Source organism: Gracilibacillus sp. YIM 98692, assembly GCF_010993965.1.
In the GTDB taxonomy this organism is placed as follows: Bacteria; Bacillota; Bacilli; order Bacillales; family Amphibacillaceae; genus Gracilibacillus.
Genome location: NZ_WIXM01000048.1, coordinates 1 through 17,771, shown reverse-complemented (window position 1 = coordinate 17,771; position 17,771 = coordinate 1). Strand labels below are relative to the sequence as shown.

The 17,771-nt window shown below is 38.0% G+C and carries 13 protein-coding genes and 1 riboswitch; of the genes, 5 read left to right on the top strand and 8 right to left on the bottom strand.

Features of this window, described 5'->3' with window-relative positions:
• Positions 1-211: 211 nt before the first annotated feature.
• From GHD00_RS19975 to GHD00_RS19965, 3 genes are read right to left on the bottom strand one after another with little or no spacing between them, the layout of a single operon-like run.
• Positions 212-2,095 carry a PTS fructose transporter subunit IIABC gene (locus tag GHD00_RS19975; RefSeq protein ID WP_163539954.1) on the bottom strand — a complete coding sequence of 628 codons (1,884 nt, stop codon included), beginning with the start codon at positions 2,093-2,095 and terminating at the stop codon, positions 212-214.
• A gap of 18 nt (positions 2,096-2,113) precedes the next feature.
• The gene (gene pfkB, locus GHD00_RS19970; protein ID WP_163539953.1) at positions 2,114-3,031 is read right to left on the bottom strand and encodes a 1-phosphofructokinase; all 918 of its coding nucleotides are present in this window, start codon (positions 3,029-3,031) and stop codon (positions 2,114-2,116) included.
• Positions 3,028-3,783: a DeoR/GlpR family DNA-binding transcription regulator gene (locus GHD00_RS19965; RefSeq protein ID WP_163539952.1), complete on the bottom strand. Its 756-nt coding sequence runs from the start codon at positions 3,781-3,783 to the stop codon at positions 3,028-3,030. Before GHD00_RS19965 ends, pfkB begins: the two co-directional genes overlap by 4 nt.
• Before the next feature lie 211 nt (positions 3,784-3,994).
• Between GHD00_RS19965 and GHD00_RS19960 the strand changes: the two genes are divergently transcribed.
• Positions 3,995-5,353 carry a hypothetical protein gene (locus tag GHD00_RS19960; RefSeq protein ID WP_163539951.1) on the top strand — a complete coding sequence of 453 codons (1,359 nt, stop codon included), beginning with the start codon at positions 3,995-3,997 and terminating at the stop codon, positions 5,351-5,353.
• Between the two features lie 125 nt (positions 5,354-5,478).
• Positions 5,479-5,886 carry a preQ(1) synthase gene (gene queF / locus GHD00_RS19955; protein WP_163539950.1) on the top strand — a complete coding sequence of 136 codons (408 nt, stop codon included), beginning with the start codon at positions 5,479-5,481 and terminating at the stop codon, positions 5,884-5,886.
• A gap of 133 nt (positions 5,887-6,019) precedes the next feature.
• Here the strand turns inward: queF and GHD00_RS19950 are convergent, their stop codons facing one another.
• The 3 genes from GHD00_RS19950 to pelA all read right to left on the bottom strand — a co-directional run bounded on the left by GHD00_RS19950 (position 6,020) and on the right by pelA (position 11,395).
• On the bottom strand, positions 6,020-6,157 hold the full coding sequence (locus GHD00_RS19950) for a VOC family protein (RefSeq protein ID WP_205600802.1): 138 nt from the start codon (positions 6,155-6,157) through the stop codon (positions 6,020-6,022).
• A gap of 32 nt (positions 6,158-6,189) precedes the next feature.
• Positions 6,190-7,272, bottom strand: coding sequence for a 3-phosphoserine/phosphohydroxythreonine transaminase (serC, locus tag GHD00_RS19945; RefSeq protein WP_163539949.1), 1,083 nt, complete (start codon positions 7,270-7,272; stop codon positions 6,190-6,192).
• A gap of 55 nt (positions 7,273-7,327) precedes the next feature.
• A riboswitch (ZMP/ZTP riboswitch) is annotated at positions 7,328-7,407 on the bottom strand.
• Between the two features lie 253 nt (positions 7,408-7,660).
• Positions 7,661-11,395: a pectate lyase gene (gene pelA, locus GHD00_RS19940; protein ID WP_163539948.1), complete on the bottom strand. Its 3,735-nt coding sequence runs from the start codon at positions 11,393-11,395 to the stop codon at positions 7,661-7,663.
• A gap of 635 nt (positions 11,396-12,030) precedes the next feature.
• Between pelA and GHD00_RS19935 the strand changes: the two genes are divergently transcribed.
• The gene (locus GHD00_RS19935; protein WP_163539947.1) at positions 12,031-12,732 is read left to right on the top strand and encodes an HAD family hydrolase; all 702 of its coding nucleotides are present in this window, start codon (positions 12,031-12,033) and stop codon (positions 12,730-12,732) included.
• A 42-nt stretch (positions 12,733-12,774) separates the two neighbouring features.
• The gene (locus GHD00_RS19930) at positions 12,775-13,947 is read left to right on the top strand and encodes an MFS transporter (protein WP_163539946.1); all 1,173 of its coding nucleotides are present in this window, start codon (positions 12,775-12,777) and stop codon (positions 13,945-13,947) included.
• A gap of 23 nt (positions 13,948-13,970) precedes the next feature.
• Here the strand turns inward: GHD00_RS19930 and GHD00_RS19925 are convergent, their stop codons facing one another.
• Together GHD00_RS19925 and GHD00_RS19920 are read right to left on the bottom strand one after the other, a co-directional pair.
• Positions 13,971-15,119 carry an oligogalacturonate lyase family protein gene (locus GHD00_RS19925; RefSeq protein ID WP_163539945.1) on the bottom strand — a complete coding sequence of 383 codons (1,149 nt, stop codon included), beginning with the start codon at positions 15,117-15,119 and terminating at the stop codon, positions 13,971-13,973.
• A gap of 19 nt (positions 15,120-15,138) precedes the next feature.
• Positions 15,139-16,821, bottom strand: coding sequence for an alpha-L-rhamnosidase-related protein (locus GHD00_RS19920; protein ID WP_163539944.1), 1,683 nt, complete (start codon positions 16,819-16,821; stop codon positions 15,139-15,141).
• A gap of 335 nt (positions 16,822-17,156) precedes the next feature.
• Between GHD00_RS19920 and GHD00_RS19915 the strand changes: the two genes are divergently transcribed.
• The gene (locus GHD00_RS19915; RefSeq protein WP_276208294.1) at positions 17,157-17,492 is read left to right on the top strand and encodes a DUF4395 family protein; all 336 of its coding nucleotides are present in this window, start codon (positions 17,157-17,159) and stop codon (positions 17,490-17,492) included.
• Positions 17,493-17,771 lie beyond the last annotated feature (279 nt).

Here is a 17,771-nt window from a genome sequence, read left to right as displayed (position 1 = left end):
GAGCAGCTTCCGAAGACCCCACAGCGAACGGTTTTGGTGAGTGAGGAGGCTGAGGTGCTGCCCCCGGTGTTTTTCCGCAGCGACGATTAAGCACTCATCTTTAAACGAGAGGGAGGAAAATATTGATAGGTTACTGCGCAGTTTATGGATATTACGAACGATTTTATATACGAAAAGCGAGTGCCTTTTAGGGCACTCGCTTTTTCATGGTTTATTTTTTATCTAATGGTTTTTTCCAGAGGCCGATCATTAGGGCAGACACGATCGATCCGATTAAAATAGCGATAATGTACATGATCGCACTTCCTTCTACAGTCGGAATAACGAACAGACCACCATGTGGAGCAGGTAAGCCTATGCCAAAGACTAACGACAATGCTCCTGCAATTGCTGAACCTACAATAATAGAAGGAATAACACGGCCTGGATCAGCTGCTGCAAATGGAATCGCCCCTTCAGTAATGAAAAACGACCCTAGTGCATAATTTGTTTTTCCTGCATCTTGCTCTTCTTTCGTAAATTTATGACGGAAGAATGTTGTAGCAAGCGCTAATGCTAATGGCGGTACCATACCACCTGCCATTACTGCTGCATGCGGACCAAAGTTACCTGCTTCAATCATCGCAATACCAAATGTAAAAGCTGTTTTATTAATTGGACCACCCATGTCAACGGCCATCATACCACCTAATATAAGTCCAAGTAACAATGCATTGACACCACTCATATTTCCTAACCATGCTTCTAAACCTGTCATTAAAGCTGCAATAGGTTCAATAATAACAAAATACATTAACATTCCAGTAACAAAAATACTGATGACAGGATAAAATAGAATCGTTTTTATGCCATCAAAAGCTTTCGGTAAGCCTGCTAAAAGCTTTTTGACAAGGACTACAACATAACCACCTAAGAAACCAGCGATTAAACCTCCAAGGAAACCAGCACCACCAGTTGTTGCCATAAAGCCACCGATCATACTAGGAGCAAAACCTGGACGATCTGCAATGCTCATACCTATAAAACCAGCTAATACAGCAACCATTAAACCAAAGGCGTGATCTCCACCAATGTTCATTAATGCTTCTGAAAATACATTATACTGATCACTCTCAGGATCGAACGACTCAATACCAAAAAAGAATGCTATGGCAATAAGAACACCACCACCGACAACAAACGGCAGCATATTTGAAACACCGTTCATTAAGTGCTTGTAAAATCCAGTACGACCTCCGCCTGAACCAGTACTTGCACCATTTCCATCACCTTCATATACAGGTGCTTCGCCTTTTAATGCAGTATCAATTAATTCATCTGGTTTGCGGATACCATCTGTTACACCTCGTCTTAACACTGGCTTCCCATCAAACCGGTCCATTTCCACTTTCGTATCCGCTGCAACGATAATCGCTTTGGCATTAGCAATTTCTTCATCCGTTAAACGATTTTTCACACCGTCAGAACCGTTTGTCTCTACCTTTATCGATACGCCGAGTTCTTTTGCTTTATCTTTCAAAGAATCTGCCGCCATATACGTATGGGCAATACCAGTTGGACAACCTGTCACAGCAAGGATTTCTGGACCTTCTTGCCCCGATTTGCTTGCTGCTTGTTCACTTTCTTCTTTACCTAGTTTTTCTGTTTCTTTTTGATCGACAATTTTCGCCACTTCTTCCGTAGAGTTTGCATTCATCAGTTGAGAGCGGAAATCCTCATCCATTAAAAGTGTCGATAATCTTGATAATGATTGTAAATGGTCATCATTTGCTCCTTCACTTGCTGCAATCATAAAGAACAAATGAGTTGGCTGCCCATCTAATGAATCATAGTCTAATCCAGATTGGGAGCGAGCAAAGGCAATAGAAGGCGTTTTTACCGCACTTGTTTTCGCATGTGGAATGGCTACACCTTCTCCTATTCCTGTACTGCTTTGATCTTCTCTTTCCCAAATAGCTTTAATAAATTGATCTTTATCATCCAAGCGCCCAGCCTTGTCTAGTTTGTCTGCCATGGCTTGAATAATTTCTTCTTTAGAATTAGCTTCGACATCTAACAGCATAATGTCTTGCTTTAATAACTCTGTAATGTTCATAGCCCCTCATCCTTTTCTTTAATATTTTTCGACAGAAACCTGGCTTAACAACGACTCCACTTCTTCTTTAGTACAAAGCGTCTTAGAAAAAGCAGTGGCACTTCCAGCTGCTACTGCATATTTGGATGCCTCTTCTGCATTCTTCGTTTGCTGCCATCTATAAATAAATCCAGCTACAGCAGAATCACCTGCTCCTACTGAATGGATGGCCTTACCTTCTGGTGCTTGCAGTTTCCATACGCCTGCCTCTCCTATATAAATCGCACCATCCTTAGCCATCGAAACGAGAATATGATCAATATGATACGTATCACGTAACTTTTTTGCTAGACGAATCACATCTTGGTCATTTTGCACTGCTTCATCCATTAATTCAGCCAACTCATGGTGATTTGGTTTAATAAAAGCCGGACTAGCTTGAATTGCTTCCTTCAAAGGTACACCACTAGTATCTAAGATAGCTGTGACGCCTTGGTCATTTAATTGAGATACAATCGATTGATAGGTGTTCGAAGGTAATGACTTAGGCAGGCTGCCAGCCAAGACAACGATATCCCCTTCTTTTAACTCTTTTAGCTGACGAAGCAAATGTTGATACTCTTCGTTGGTAATCTCTGGGGACTTCCCATTGATTTCGGTTTCTTCTCCATCAGCTTTTAACTTTACATTTATTCGTGTATCTTCTTCTAAAGAAACAAATTGATGACGGATACCTACTTTCGATAAATAATCAGTAATAAAAGTGCCTGTAAACCCGCCAATAAATCCTAATGCCGTGCTTTCTTCACCCAACCTGGCAAGCACTCGGGATACATTAATTCCTTTTCCTCCTGCTTCTTTATAATCTGCTTGACTACGATTAAGTTCTCCTAAATCTAAATTTTCTAATCGTACAACATAATCCACTGCCGGATTACATGTCACCGTATAAATCATAACGGAACGACCTCCAATGATGTATGTTTCACTATCTCTGCTTGCTGTCCTTCTGATACTCCGTCTGTCGTGATGATAGTAGCTTGATGAAGCTGTGCCACTTCAGCAAAAGAAACTTCGCCAAATTTCGCGGGATCGGCAAGTACATGGCAAGATTGCGCTTGTTGCAGTGCTGCCTGTTTGACATTTGCTTCTTCAGGATCCGGTGTCGTAAGCCCTTGTTTTGGATGTATGCCATTCATCCCTAAGAAACACTTATCAAAACGGAACTCTTGAATAGATTTGACTGCTTTAGTTCCGGTTAAAGCAGCTGTCCCTGACTTAGCTTTTCCTGCAATCACATAAGTTTCGATCCCATGTTCAATTAATGCTTGAACATGCGGTATACCATTGGTGACTACAACGACTTGTTTATTTTTTAAAAAAGGAATCATATGCATCGTTGTAGTACCAGCATCTAAATAAATAGAGTCCCCTTCTTCAATGAAACTAACAGCTTTTTTAGAAATGGCTTTCTTTTCTCTTTGAAATTTCGTATTTTTCTCAAGAATGGTAGGTTCATCGCGCTTTTTCTTTAATAAAGAGGCACCACCATGAACTCGCTTAATTAGTTGTTTTTTCTCCAGTTCTGTTAAATCTCTTCTTACGGTTGATTCCGATGCATTTGTAGCATCACAAATTTGTCTAACAGAAACGGTTTCTTGATCTCTTAGGATGTCTAATATTATTTCATGTCTGTCAATAGTTAACATCGGTTAGCCTCCATGATACAGATCTGACATCAGATTGAATCGCTTACAGAAAGTATACAATCATAAATAATCATTGTCAATCACTAATATTCAATTATAATCAATTCCAATCAATATCGCGAATCTGAAATTATTTGTTAAATAGAACTCGTGCGATAATGGACAACGTTTGATATGATAGTAGAAGTATTTTTTAGAAAGAAGGTTAAGAATGAAGCATCTGTATCTTTTTTTTTCAGCTGTCTTCTTACTACATATCATTTCCGTTTTTTATCCTAATCAAACACTACTATATGGTTTAGGCATCCTTGCTTTGATGATGTTAGTAATTAGTTTTCGCCAGGCATCCAAGCTATTTCAGATACTAGGGCTTGCCTTTTTAATAATAGGTGCTGTTTTCTTTTATTCAACTAACATGAAAATTGCACAACTTCCGCCAATGCTTGCAGGTAACTTATCCTTATTAACATTACTAGCTTTTTTACCTTGGATGAACAGTGTGGTGACGGCTGGACGGTTTGATAAATTGTTGCAGCACCTTTTACGGGGAAATGTACAACATCTCGGCTCTTTGTACCAACGCAGCACGACAGCTATGATGTCTTTAACTGCTTTTTTAAACGTTTCTTCGGCTACCATTGCACAAGACGTTTTAGTAGATAATTTAAAGCCGATCCAACGGAAAATTGCCAATAAGTTTATTATGATGACAACATTGCGAGGTTATTCATTAGCACTTCCATGGAGTCCATTAGAAGTACTGCTTGCTATGTCGATATTTATTACTGGTGTTAATTTTGCTGAAGTTTTGCCATGGCTTGTAATGATTACCATATTCATGTATGTAATAGACAGTTTGTGGGGAAAGTTTTATTTTAAAAAATATGATTATCCGCAATCTGGAGAAAAAGAAACTGGAAATCATCAGCAAAACAATCAAAATCGATCAAAAATCATTCAGCTGGCAACCGCATTAATCACCTTTTTATTACTAGTGATTTTATTAGGAAATGTGTTTGAACTGGAGTTTATTTTTATTGTGACCATTCTCGTTTTCCCATTTGCGACGGTTTGGGCTTATTTGATTAAAAGAAGTAAAAGCTTTTGGATAATTGGTTGGAATAAATGGAAAAGCAGTGTCAACAATATGCATAATTTTATCGTATTGTTTGTGACGCTTGCCTTTTTTACGAATAGTTTAAATGAATCCCCTGCCTTGATGGCTATACAAAAGCCTGTTGTAATGGTATCGGATTATCCGATTTTAATCTTAATTATGATTCAATTGCTTTTTATTGTGTTGAGTATGTTCGGAGTACACCCCATTGCTACTATGGGGGTGCTTGGTGGTATTTCTTCGATGTTAATCGATATCTTAAGTCCCATAAGCCTTGCGGTGATACTAGTGACAAGTGGTGTATCTACCGTGCCAATCGGAACATACGGACTTGTTGTCACGATTACTTCGATGAGTTTAAAGCAAAGTCCGTATTATATCACGTATTATAATCTATCCTATTCTTTTCTATTTGGTGCGATCGGGATTATAACAGCATATTTACTTATTTGATAGAAATTGCCAGCCTACCTTATTTTGCTTTTCTATTGGTTTCTGTTATAATTCCTTTTTAGTAAAATAGTTGAATAGCAGTTCGAAACCATCCTGCTTTACCAAAACTAAGGGGGGAATAGATGATGTCAGAAAATTATTATTTACCACGTTCCGGGCCAATGCCACGGCCGAATAGTGTGGCAGAAGGGCGGGAAGTATTGAAACAAGAAGCATTTGATGCACCAAATGTTCAAAATATACGATTTCGAGCTCAAGAGTTTACCGCTGTTTGCCCGAAAACTGGGCAGCCAGATTTCGGACAAGTGGAGATTAACTATACGCCGAGAAATAAATGTATCGAATCTAAATCGCTTAAGTTTTATTTGTGGTCCTATCGTGATCATGGGGCTTTTTGTGAGTCACTTGCAGCGCAGATTGCTGATGATGTGATGTGGGCAGTTGAAGCGGAACGCGTGCATGTTACGGTTTATCAAACCGCTCGCGGCGGTATTGAATTAACAACAGATGCCGTTCGGGAATATGGAGGATAGAAAAAAGCTTGAAAATGTCCAAACATTTTCAAGCTTTTTTACTTTTCAGTTTTGGAGAAATGGGGGGCACTTTTTCTGATTTATAAGTCAGTATTATGATTTTATCTGTCAGTTGAGTCAATTATCAAGACTATTATTCCTCGGCGTAATTTAACAACCATTGCACTTCATGCTTGTCCGTCACATTAGCATGCCACGCTCCCCAGAAGTTTTTTTGTAATTCTAGATTTACTTTTCCATCTTTTTGCAATGCTGAAAGTGGTATGATCATTATACCATACCACTTTCTCTTCTCAGTCTGTCCTATTTATTTTCTTTTTCAAACTTCTCCATAAATGATACAAGCGCTTCGACACCTTCCACAGGCATGGCATTATAGATACTTGCTCTCATTCCACCAACAGAACGGTGACCTTTTAACGTCTCTAAGCCTTCTTCTTGTGCCGCTTTAACAAACGCTGCATCTACATCATAATCTGGAATAACAAAAGGGATATTCATAATCGAACGGCTGTCCTCTTTAACAGGAGATGCATAAAAGTCTGATTTTGCAATAAAGTCATAAAGCATTTGTGCTTTTTTCTCATTGCGCTTTTGCATCTCTTTCAATCCGCCAAGTTCGTTTAACCATTCGAAAACTAATTTTGCCATATAGATGGCGAAAGTTGGCGGTGTATTGTGAAGAGAGCCACTTTCACTATGTGTTTGGTAATTTAACATGGTAGGGCATGTTTCTTTCGCTTTGCCAATAAGGTCTTCGCGAACAATCACAACGGTTAAACCAGCTGGTCCAATATTTTTCTGAGCGCCTGCATAGATAATACCGAACTTCGATACATCGATTTCTTCAGATAAAATATTAGAAGACATATCTGCTACAAGTGGGACATCTCCTGTATCTGGAATATTTCGGAAAGTTGTTCCCTCAATTGTATTGTTTGTCGTGATATGTACATAATCCGCTTCTGGATCAATCATATCCTGTGTAATTTTCGGTATATAAGTAAAGTTTTCATCTTCTGAAGAAGCAATCACATTAATGTCACCAAATTTCTTTGCTTCTTTAATTGCCTTTTTAGACCAAGAACCTGTATTTACATATTCTGCTTTGCCACTATTTACTAACAAATTCATTGGCACCATAGCGAATTGCTGTGAAGCACCACCTTGCAGGAATAGCACTTTATACTGATCAGGAATTTGCATCAAGTCTCTTAGTAAACTTTCTGCCTCTGTGATAATATCCGTAAATAAACCAGAGCGGTGGCTTAACTCCATAACAGACATGCCGGAATCTCGGTAATCAGGTAACTCCTTTTGGGCTTTTTCTAATACTGGTAAGGGAAGCATTGATGGACCTGCTGAAAAATTATAAACGCGTTTCAAATGAACCACACTCCTTATCTAATTTTAAACAGAAAGAGGTAAGGAATATCATCCTTACCTTTGCCCAGGCGAGCGGCTATCGTTACTATGTGCTCCCTTGCGGTTCTCCGCATCTCGCCAGTCACACATAGTCTTTCATACTTTGTGATAATTTTAACAATATTTCGATTTATTTTCAATTAATTATAAAGAAAACTCGTCGATTGACGAGCCTTTGGCGAAGTCAGAGACGTAGTTGCCCTTATCTATCTTCCTCATCGTGGTCTCTACGTCGAATTCACTTCATCGGTAACACGTATATAAATTCTGATACGGTAACAAAGAAACGGGTATGTTTTCCCATTATATAAACATACCCGTTTCTATTTAAGTCAAAAGCTTATATACATTATTTTTTAGCTTCTTCGATTCTGTGCAATGCCCCCACTTCTAATGTTTGATCAGCTGTATTATAAGATTGATTGTCTACCACTCTTATATATGCTCGATCTTCATAATAACCGGTTGTTTGTGATATTTCTAAGATGTCTTTTCCATATTCACCAGCCCATTGATAGCCATTTCTTCGCTCTTCTTCAATTTCCATGATGTCGTGCTTAATAATGCCATCACGGCCTGAAAAAATTGGTTTATTCGTACCAATTTGATAGAAACGATACCAAATCGTACTCTCTGAATCTTCATAAAAGTAGGTATTGTTTGGATCGCCGGATACATACCTTACCCCTTCTATTTTGGCCTCTTCATACCAATCTAACGCAGCATTTATAGCTGTCTGAACTTCTTCCGTTTGATTTGGCAATGCCATTAAATATTGCACAATATCAGCTGATTCCATACCAGAAATTGATGGATGTTCAAAGGAACGTGCTTCTCTTGGCTGATATGTTTCCGGATCATGCTGTTGTCCCCAAGCCGTTAGTTTCCCATCTACTTCAATTTGAGATTGAAGGATATAGTCTAATCCTAGATCCAGTGCTTCATTCGAAGCCACGATTAAATCATCATGGACTAAATCTGTATTAAATGGGTATTCCTTATTAGCAACCATTTGCAAGACATTCATCACACGAATCATCGCATTGTCGTTATAGGTTGCATAATCATGGTACCCTCCTGATAATGGATATACTTGAGGCCAGCCGCCTGTATTATATTGTGCTTCTAACAAATAATCAATACCTTTTAAAGCAGATTCTTTATATCTTACATAGCCTGTTTCCTTGTACATCAATGCTAAAAAAAGAATCTCATTAGTTGTGGCATTATTATCTATCGTTCCTAATTCCCCATTCTCAAACGTAAATTGATCTGACTTCGGTTCTTGTCCATCCCATTCACGTGTATATTTCGTATCAGACCAGTTTTTATACCAACCTCCATGATCCATTTGCCATGTTAACAGGTGGTCTGCTTGTTTAATAGATTCCTCTAGGTCATTTGAATAATAAGACGCTTTTAGAAATGGAACGCGATGGGGATCTTCTGTTTTTTCTCGATCAATGGTTCCATCCATATGAATCGTTTCATTTGTTTCTACTTCTACTACGGTTTGTTTTTCATTATTTATTCTCATCTTTGTATTTTTAATGGAAAGATTTTGAGTTAATTTAGGGTTTTGCTCTTCCCAATCTCCCATTGCTGATAATAATTCCAAATCGTTTAAGTCTAGGTGATCCAATTTACTATTAAATGTTATTTCAATCGTATTAGGATCGGTAACAACAGTACTAATGATCTCTACTGGCCCGGGTGGAACAGCATTTCCTTTCGAAATAACTTGGAAACTCTCCGTATTGGATGGGTTACCCGCTAGATCAAATCCTTTTACCGTGATGTCATTCATTCCAGGTTCCAGTTCTACCTCCACATAGAAGTTTAAATCACTTCCTTGAACCTTCACTTCTTGATCATTCACTACTACTGTACCTGGTTCACTTAATTGCCCTGAAACTGGATAAGGATTAAAAATCGATTGATAGGCATTTCCTCTCTTTTCTCCTTCTATTTCATTTAGGTTAAGTGAAGGATTCTTAATATCATACGTAACATGTAATTCAATTGGTTCCGCCTTCTCTCCATCCTCATCTACTGCTTCAATAAGGATGTGATTTTCACCTAGTTCTAACGAAACACTCGTTTGGAAACTGAAATCTTGATCTAATTCAACAGCTTCACCATTTACTTCAACAGCAGCTTTTTTATCTACTTTTCCAGTGATCTCAAAATCAGGATCAGAAACATACCTACTGTCTTGGTCTATGGTAATCACTGGTCTAGTATCTTTGGGAATAGCAGATATCGCTTCCCCATCTACACTTTCCGTCTTATCACTCACTGCTTGAATGATGTAAAAATATTCCGTGCCGTTCACCAAATTCTCATCGGTATAAGTTGTTTCTGTCACACCTTCAGCAACTACTTTAAAATCTCCCCCTTGTTCTAAGCTGCGTTTTACAGTGTAAGATGTAGCGTCTGTGACTGCCTCCCAGTCAAGTGTTACTTTTTCATGAAAGCCTTGTGCCGTCACATTTGCAGGGTTTGGTAAAGGTTCCATTGGTAAAGCACTTACCACTTCAGATGTTTCCTCTTCTGTTGACACCGAGTAATAATAGGTTACTCCATTGTCCACTTCATCATCCGTAAACTTATTATCAGCAATACCTGTAGCAATCGTCTCAAATGGGCCATCAGACTGAGTGCTTCTTTTTATAGAATATGTTGTTTCTGGTGCTAGTTCGTCACGATCTATATCCAATGCCCAAAGTATAGATTCTTCTATTAAACTCCATCCTTCATCTGTTGTAAAATCCTCTTGTCCTGCAAAAAGAAAAGTAGAAACCCTTTTTGCTGGAACTGGATTGCCCTCTACATCTTTTGCTCCTTTTTCATAGGCAAAAATGGTGGCTCTCGTTTCATCTTCCGTCAATGTTGCAATAACGGTAGCATCGTCACTAGGAATACCGAAATTCACCTTTCCAGATTGCGTATATACCTCTGTTTCCCCACTTAACTCTGCTGCTAGTGAATGATTATTATTTACGATGTTTAGGTGTGTTTGATCTTCAAAACTACCAAATTCTCCAGAATTTTTGCTAGTTAAGTCTACATCATCTAATGCATATGGTTCTGCATAAACTACTGGTATCTCAGCATCTTTTAACTTGTCCCCAATATTACTTGAATTAGAGGATTCTCCAATAAAAACTAAATCATACCCCTCAGCGTCTTCTGAAATAAATTCATTATCAAGTTGATGATCCAATTTTAATTGACCATATCCGATTGATTCTATTCGATCTATTGTTTTAAAATCTGGTTCCGTACCATTTCCGACAAATAGAATATGGATAGAATCATCAGATTCTCCTAAAGCCCACTTAACTGCTTCATCAATTAATTGCCAGCCTTCCGATGTCATATAGTCCTCTTGCCCTGCGAATAAAAAGGTTGACACCCTTCTCTCTGGAACTGGGTCTCCATTAATATTATGGGCACCTTTTTCGTATGCAAAAATTGTAGCTAAATCTTCATTGTCCGCTGCTGTAGCAATTACGTCAGCATCCTCACCAGGAGTACCAAAATTTACATTCCCTTCTTGAGAATACACTTCCACTTCACCTTGTAAATCTGTTGCTAACTGATGGTCACTATCTACGACATGAATAGATGTTTGATCACCATAACTTCCAAATTTACCTGACTCAATCTCACTTAAATACACATCATCTAATGCATACGGTTCCGCATATACAACAGGGATTTCTGTTTCCATAAATTTCGTATTAATGTTGGATGAATTAGATGATTCCCCGATAAATACAAGGTCATATCCTATTGCATCTTCGGACGTCACTTCATTATCCTTGATAAAATCAACGTTATAACCATTGGATTCCAGATGCTTTATCGTTTTATCATCGGCATCTACACCTGTACCAACAAACAGAATCGTACTTGCATCCTCATTGTTTAAGATATCCCAATTTAATTGAACTTGACCATCTCCCGCTTCCGCCTGTAATCCGAAACTTGCTGAAGAAGCTATTACGGGAGATACAGGAATTGATAGTATAGAAAATACAAGGATAGAGACAAGAAATACATAAAAAGACCTTTTCATTTTTTTCCTCCTGTCCAACTTAGTTTGATTTGGCGACAAATAAATGAGTTTGGTAAATGAAATGTAATAAATCTCACTTTAGCAAGCGATTACATTTATAGTATACATCTGCCTCCTTTCATGTTTGATCAGGCAAAAGGGTTTTCCCTTAGCCTGTCCTATCATTCAAAAGTATATCAACTATTTTTTGGGTATCAAAGAAGGATATGTAAACTCCTGTTATAATGATTACCTTCTATAACCAAGACCTTATCATTTATACCAGATATCTCTACCACGTTCTTCCTCTATCATAAAAGGGAAAAATGCAATCTGTTATAATGATTATTTCTAATGAACTAATTTTTACTAGTACGTTTTCACTAGGATTCTTTTGCATAACCAATCTCTTGGATTAAGAAAAAGAAGATTGTTATTTTTCTTATTTTGTGTCATCATTTTATTGCATACGTTTAAATATTTATCACGGTGAACAATCGTCCGTAAGACCCTCTTCGAGACTTAGAATAATGAAAGAAGTAGAAGTGGGGGATAACGGATACTAGCACCCTGATAAGTTTCGCTAATCATAAATGAGGGATAACACTGATGAAAGTCTCTCTTTATCATTTAAAACAAAAAAACGGAGGCTATCTATGAAGACTATCATTTTTGACGTGGACGATACGTTATATGATCAATTACAACCTTTCCAAAATACGGTGAAGCAACAATTAGACCCAGACTTTCCAGCTGAAAAAATAGCAGATTTATATCTAACTAGCAGGAAATATAGTGACGAAGTTTTTGAAAAACATATGAGCGGAGAAATTACTGCTTTAGAATTACAAACCTACCGCATTACACAAGCATGTAAAGAATTCGGAATAGATATGTCATATGAAGAGGCCGTTACTTTTCAAGAGGTATACTTACGACAACAACAGCAGATAACGCTTTTTCCTGAATGGAAGGATTTACTCGATAAGTTTGTAAAAGACGGCTTACAATTGGCGATTTTAACCAATGGAGAGTTAAAACATCAAATGATGAAAGTGAAGCAATTGGGAATCTCCAAATGGATTGCAGAAGAAAATATTTTTGTATCTGGGGATATTGGTCATTCTAAGCCTAATCCCATTGTTTTTTACCATGTGGAGGAAAAGCTTCATTTAGAAAAAGACAGCACACTATATATTGGTGATTCATACGAAAATGATATTATAGGAGCAAAACAAGTTGGTTGGAAAGCCATATGGATGAATCATAGACTTAGAGAAAAACCGGACACTGAATGGCTGCCTGATGATACAATCACTCATTCATCAGAATTAGCTGCATTATTTACATCTAAATGATCAAAATAAAGTATGAACAGATTTTTTACGGAGGAGAAACCATTGAATTCTAAAAAGGTGTTAGCCATTTTATTTGCCGTGATGTTCCTTGTTATGGTAGGATTCGGGATTATTATTCCAGTTCTTCCATTTTACGCAGAGGAGCTTGGTGCTTCCCCGACTCAATTAGGTTTACTTATGGCAGTTTACTCGCTTATGCAATTTTTATTTGCACCAATGTGGGGGAAAATCTCAGATCGAATAGGACGAAAACCTGTATTGATGCTCGGTATTATAGGATTATCTATTTCTTTTTTTATGATGGCTATAGCTGCTCAACTATGGGTATTATTTGCAGCTCGAATTATAGGAGGCTTTCTATCTGCAGCCAATATGCCAACCGTCATGGCATATGTGGCAGATGTGACAAACGAAGAAGACCGTAGCAAGGGGATGGGGATTATTGGTGCCTCCATCGGGCTTGGATTTATATTTGGTCCTGCTATTGGCGGTGTTTTTTCAGAACAAAATCTAGCCATTCCTTTTTATTTAGCAGGAGGATCTTCCATATTAACATTACTGCTTGTCTTTCTATTTCTGAAAGAATCTCTTTCTATTAGTCACGAGTCAAGCATGAAACAGCGTCAATCTATCATTCAGGCACTTGGTACTCCTTTAGCTCACTTATTTGTTTTACAGTGGGTTGTATCGGTATCACTTGCTGGACTAGAGGCAACCTTTGCCTACTTTGCTTTTGATAAAGTAGGACTTGGCACAGTCGAACTCGGTTATATATTTATGATCATGGGGCTAGCTGGTGCATTAGTACAAGGTGGCCTTGTTGGTAGAATGACGAAAAGGTTCGGTGAAGGTCAGGTGATTCAGATAGGCTTAATCACTTCTGCGATTGGATTTATGATGATTTTATTTGTCAACAGCTTTTTAACTGCCGCGTTATTTTTAACAATTTTTGGTGTTGGAAATGGATTAATTAGACCAAGTGTTTCCTCTCTTTTAACTAAAAAAGCTACAACAGGATATGGACAAGTAACGGGTATGTTATCTTCCTTTGATTCGCTCGGAAGGATTATAGGCCCACCATTAGGGGGAGTATTATATGGATTAGCCATCTACCTTCCTTTTGTTAGTGGAATCATTTTATCGATACTCGCTTTAGGCATCTATTATCTTTATATAAAACAAACAGCCATCACTACCACAAAAGCAGAATCATGATGCTTTTGTGGTAGTGTTTTTCATTACTCATTTGGCTGATAATCTGGTAGATCATTCAAACTTTCTGGTAGATTTACTATATAAATATTCCCATAACCATTCCGATCGCTCGTAAATAATAATTTCTTTCCATTGGGCGTAAATTGTGGATGAGCATGAACCTTTTGAACATGAAAGCTGCAACGATGCTCACACAAAAGCTTAGGGTTCGTAAACCCGTCACCCTTTTTCTCCCAAATGACCAACTTATCTGATGGCGCTCTTCCATCAACGACTACTTTTTCAAAATAATGAGAATGGGCATGCCAGTTTCGGAAGTGAAACTCCTGTTCTTTCTCTTCCGTATTATCATATTTTATTTTGCCAAAGAAGGCGATTCCATTATTCCTAAAACCGTGATACCCTATGGTTTCGCCATCTGGATGCCAGTATTCATGACCGACCATCTCTTTTTCCTCTTTTCGCTCACGAATCTTCCACGCTGCCTTGGTTTCAAGATTTAAACCCCAGATACGATGATCAACTAAATGCCAAGGACCCTCATGACAAAACGTTATCAGCTGATGATTGGTTGGTGAAGTATTAATATGGGTGATAAATTGGTTTTCTTCATACACCACTGTAACACTCTTATCCTCTAACGATATTTTTAAGATTTGTGATTTTGGCCTTGCCTCCATTAATTTTTGATGGCCGATATAGCCATTTTTCAAATCTATTTGAAATTGGTCAGAAAAATCCTCACGTATGCAAGTAATTAGATGTTTCCCATCGGCTGTACAGTTTAAATTCCCTCCGATCAAATCTTTTTGTCCCTCATAGAGAAGCTCTTCTTTAAATGTATTCAAATCTATTTCAAAAATCTGATATCCTCTGCGAAAATAAGCTTTTTTCCCATCAGGATGTAAACAAGGGGACAGACTCCCATAAGTTTGGTCATGGTCGGTTAGTTGCATGATATCCCCTGATGGGATATCTATATAAAATAAATCTGTTTTATTATTCCTATCAGAGCAAAACAATAACTTCTTTCCACCATCAAACCAACCATTTTCTGTAAAATATAAATGATGGCTATGACCAGTATAATCCGTTAATTGAGTGATTTCCACATTTGTAAAACGATCCTGAAACGTCTTCTGCTCCGGTGCCCATCTTTTGCCTTTTGTCATCCTATTCAACCTCTCTTTTTTATATAATTTTTATCTCTTCCGGACTATCTATATTTGTTTTTATCGTTCCATCTACTTGCTTTTCATGTTTCACATATAGTTGGCCGTACGGTGTAGGAAAGTACCCTTCTACCCAATTCAAATCTCCAAGATTGGGTTCGATCTCTATTACTTTACAGCCAGCTTCTTTTATTTTGATACCTAATACATATTCGGTTAACCATGCAGTTGGTCCTGATGCCCAACCATGACATAAGCTGTGTCTATATCCTACATAGCAGTGGTCACCATAAGTACCATGCACATCTATTTTCCCTGGAGGTGTTAATTGATCAATTTTTGCTGCATTTTCCATCCATTCAATGTTAAAATCTTCCCAAAAAGTGGTTGCCCCCAACTGCAGCATACCTCCCCAATACTCGCGAATAACATCTAAACTTCCTTGCACATCTCCTGCCTCTGCTATAGCTTGCAACATATAATACCCATAAAACGTAGAAAAGCCTTTTGCACCTCCAACCGCTAATACATCTTGATTAGCTTGGTGCGGCTCTAGCATACCTGCTAATGTTAACAATGCTGCTGCTTGTTTACTATTTGCATGATGTGGCTTATATTGACTTAGCTTGTTAGCAAAATACCAATATATATGGGAGGCTTCCTCTTCTTCTAATATACTGCAAAGTTTCGCCCCTTTTTCTAGAGCCATGTACAATAAAGCATGTATCCCCGATTGGACACCTTCTGGATTATCATGAGATGGCCAATCTAAAAATGGGTTCGGTGCGGTATTCGTCCCATCATCCTTCACATGGTTACAAAATTGATCAAGCAGCGGCAGCAAATAGCCTTTTTGATTTTTCAAATACGTTAGATCCCCTGTGTACATATACCAATCATGTTGAATAATAACCCACCAAGCAGAGTAACTAGGGAAAGTATTCATCCAATCAGGTAGTGGTGTTCGATCACGAACATAATCTAAGCTCTTTGGAACGATATCATGAAAACCAAAAACAGTTTGAATGGTGGAAACTTCTGGATGCATATCACCAATCCAGACCATTCGATCACGTTTAATACCATCCCACAAGTATTCCTGCATGTTTAAATAAACGGTATATGCACCCGTATCCCATATTTGATTTAATAAAGGATCGCTACATCTAAAAGAGCCTTTCGCTGAAAGATCTCGATGTAAAAAAACAGCTCTTATACTATTTATTTGCATCATACAATCCTCTTCTAATAAATCAATACGTACAAACCGAAACCCTGTATTGCCAAATTCATTCATGCCAAGAAAACTAACATCTACTATTTGATCTCTCATGGCATGGTCATTTGTCGCATTTGTTTCACCGCCTATATCGCTCATAGCCTCCATTGCCGACTCACCAAACCGGATTCGTACTTTAGTCGTTTTGATTAACTCACCATTCTTAACACAATTCCAAATCGCTAATTGAATACCTCCATGGAGTTCCACTCCAAAATCCAACAAAATTCCAGGTGTCTTATCTTTATGGTGCATTACGACTGGCTTTTCTGGATTAATAAGTAATTGTCCATCTCGACCTTCTAGTAAAAGTTCCTCCTCTTCCACTTCCGCATTAGAATTTTCCGATTTCCAAATTACTTTTTTTGGTGTGACATATTCTCGGATTCTGGGATCTTTCTGACCTAAAGCAAAACCGTTCATTCAGACAGTCCTTTCTTTCTAAATTTTTATTTCCCAGGAAATAACGAAGTGTCTATTATAGTTGGTATTGATATGGATAGAATTCAAAGGTTAGATCTGTGAAGTTAAGGAAGTTGATGTCTTGAGGTTTTAGGAAAACGTTGTCATTTTAGATGTATTCCTATCATAGCAAAGCTATTACTATCCGTCTAATGTTTTACTCAATTTCATTCATTTACTTTTCACGTGTCCACTGCGTTGCTCCTAGCAATCATTTTAAGAACACTGTATAATAAAGAGAGACTTCCATCAATGGGGGAATTCTTCATACCCCACCTCTTTCATTATTCTTAGTCTTGAAGTGGGGGTTTTTGTTTATACCACTTATAATTGGACTATACACGATTCTGACCAAAAACAACCCAATCATTCGGGTTGGAAAGCATTTTTTGAGAAAGCCGACCTATCAATATCCGCCGGAGGATAAGGCACAGCAATTGTTCAATCAATGGATTGCTACGATTTGCATTAGCTTATCCATTGTCTTTTTCACAATAGAAATTTCTTGGGCAGGCTATTTATTTAGTTTAATGGTGGTCTTAGCATCAGCATCTGCCCTATTAGGATATTGCATCGGCTGCACGATTCGCTATCGCTACATGATGTGGAAACACCAACGAACAAAAGCATAAAGCAGGGACTTTTGTGCCTAGAAGAGTAAACTCGAGGATTCCATTTGGAACAAACAGTTATTTTAAACAATTATAGCAACACGCAAGGAAAGACAATCCCCCTCTCCACCCCAAATATACCCGTCTCCTTTGGGTTTAGTTAGTTTTTAAAGGGATTATAATAATTTTCCATTCTTTCAGAGATAAGTGCTAGCCCAGCGCTGAGGGAAAATGCTCCCTTTCCGGGGTAGAGTAGAAAACAGGAATTAAATAGTGCCTTCTTGTCTTCGGGTTTCAGGG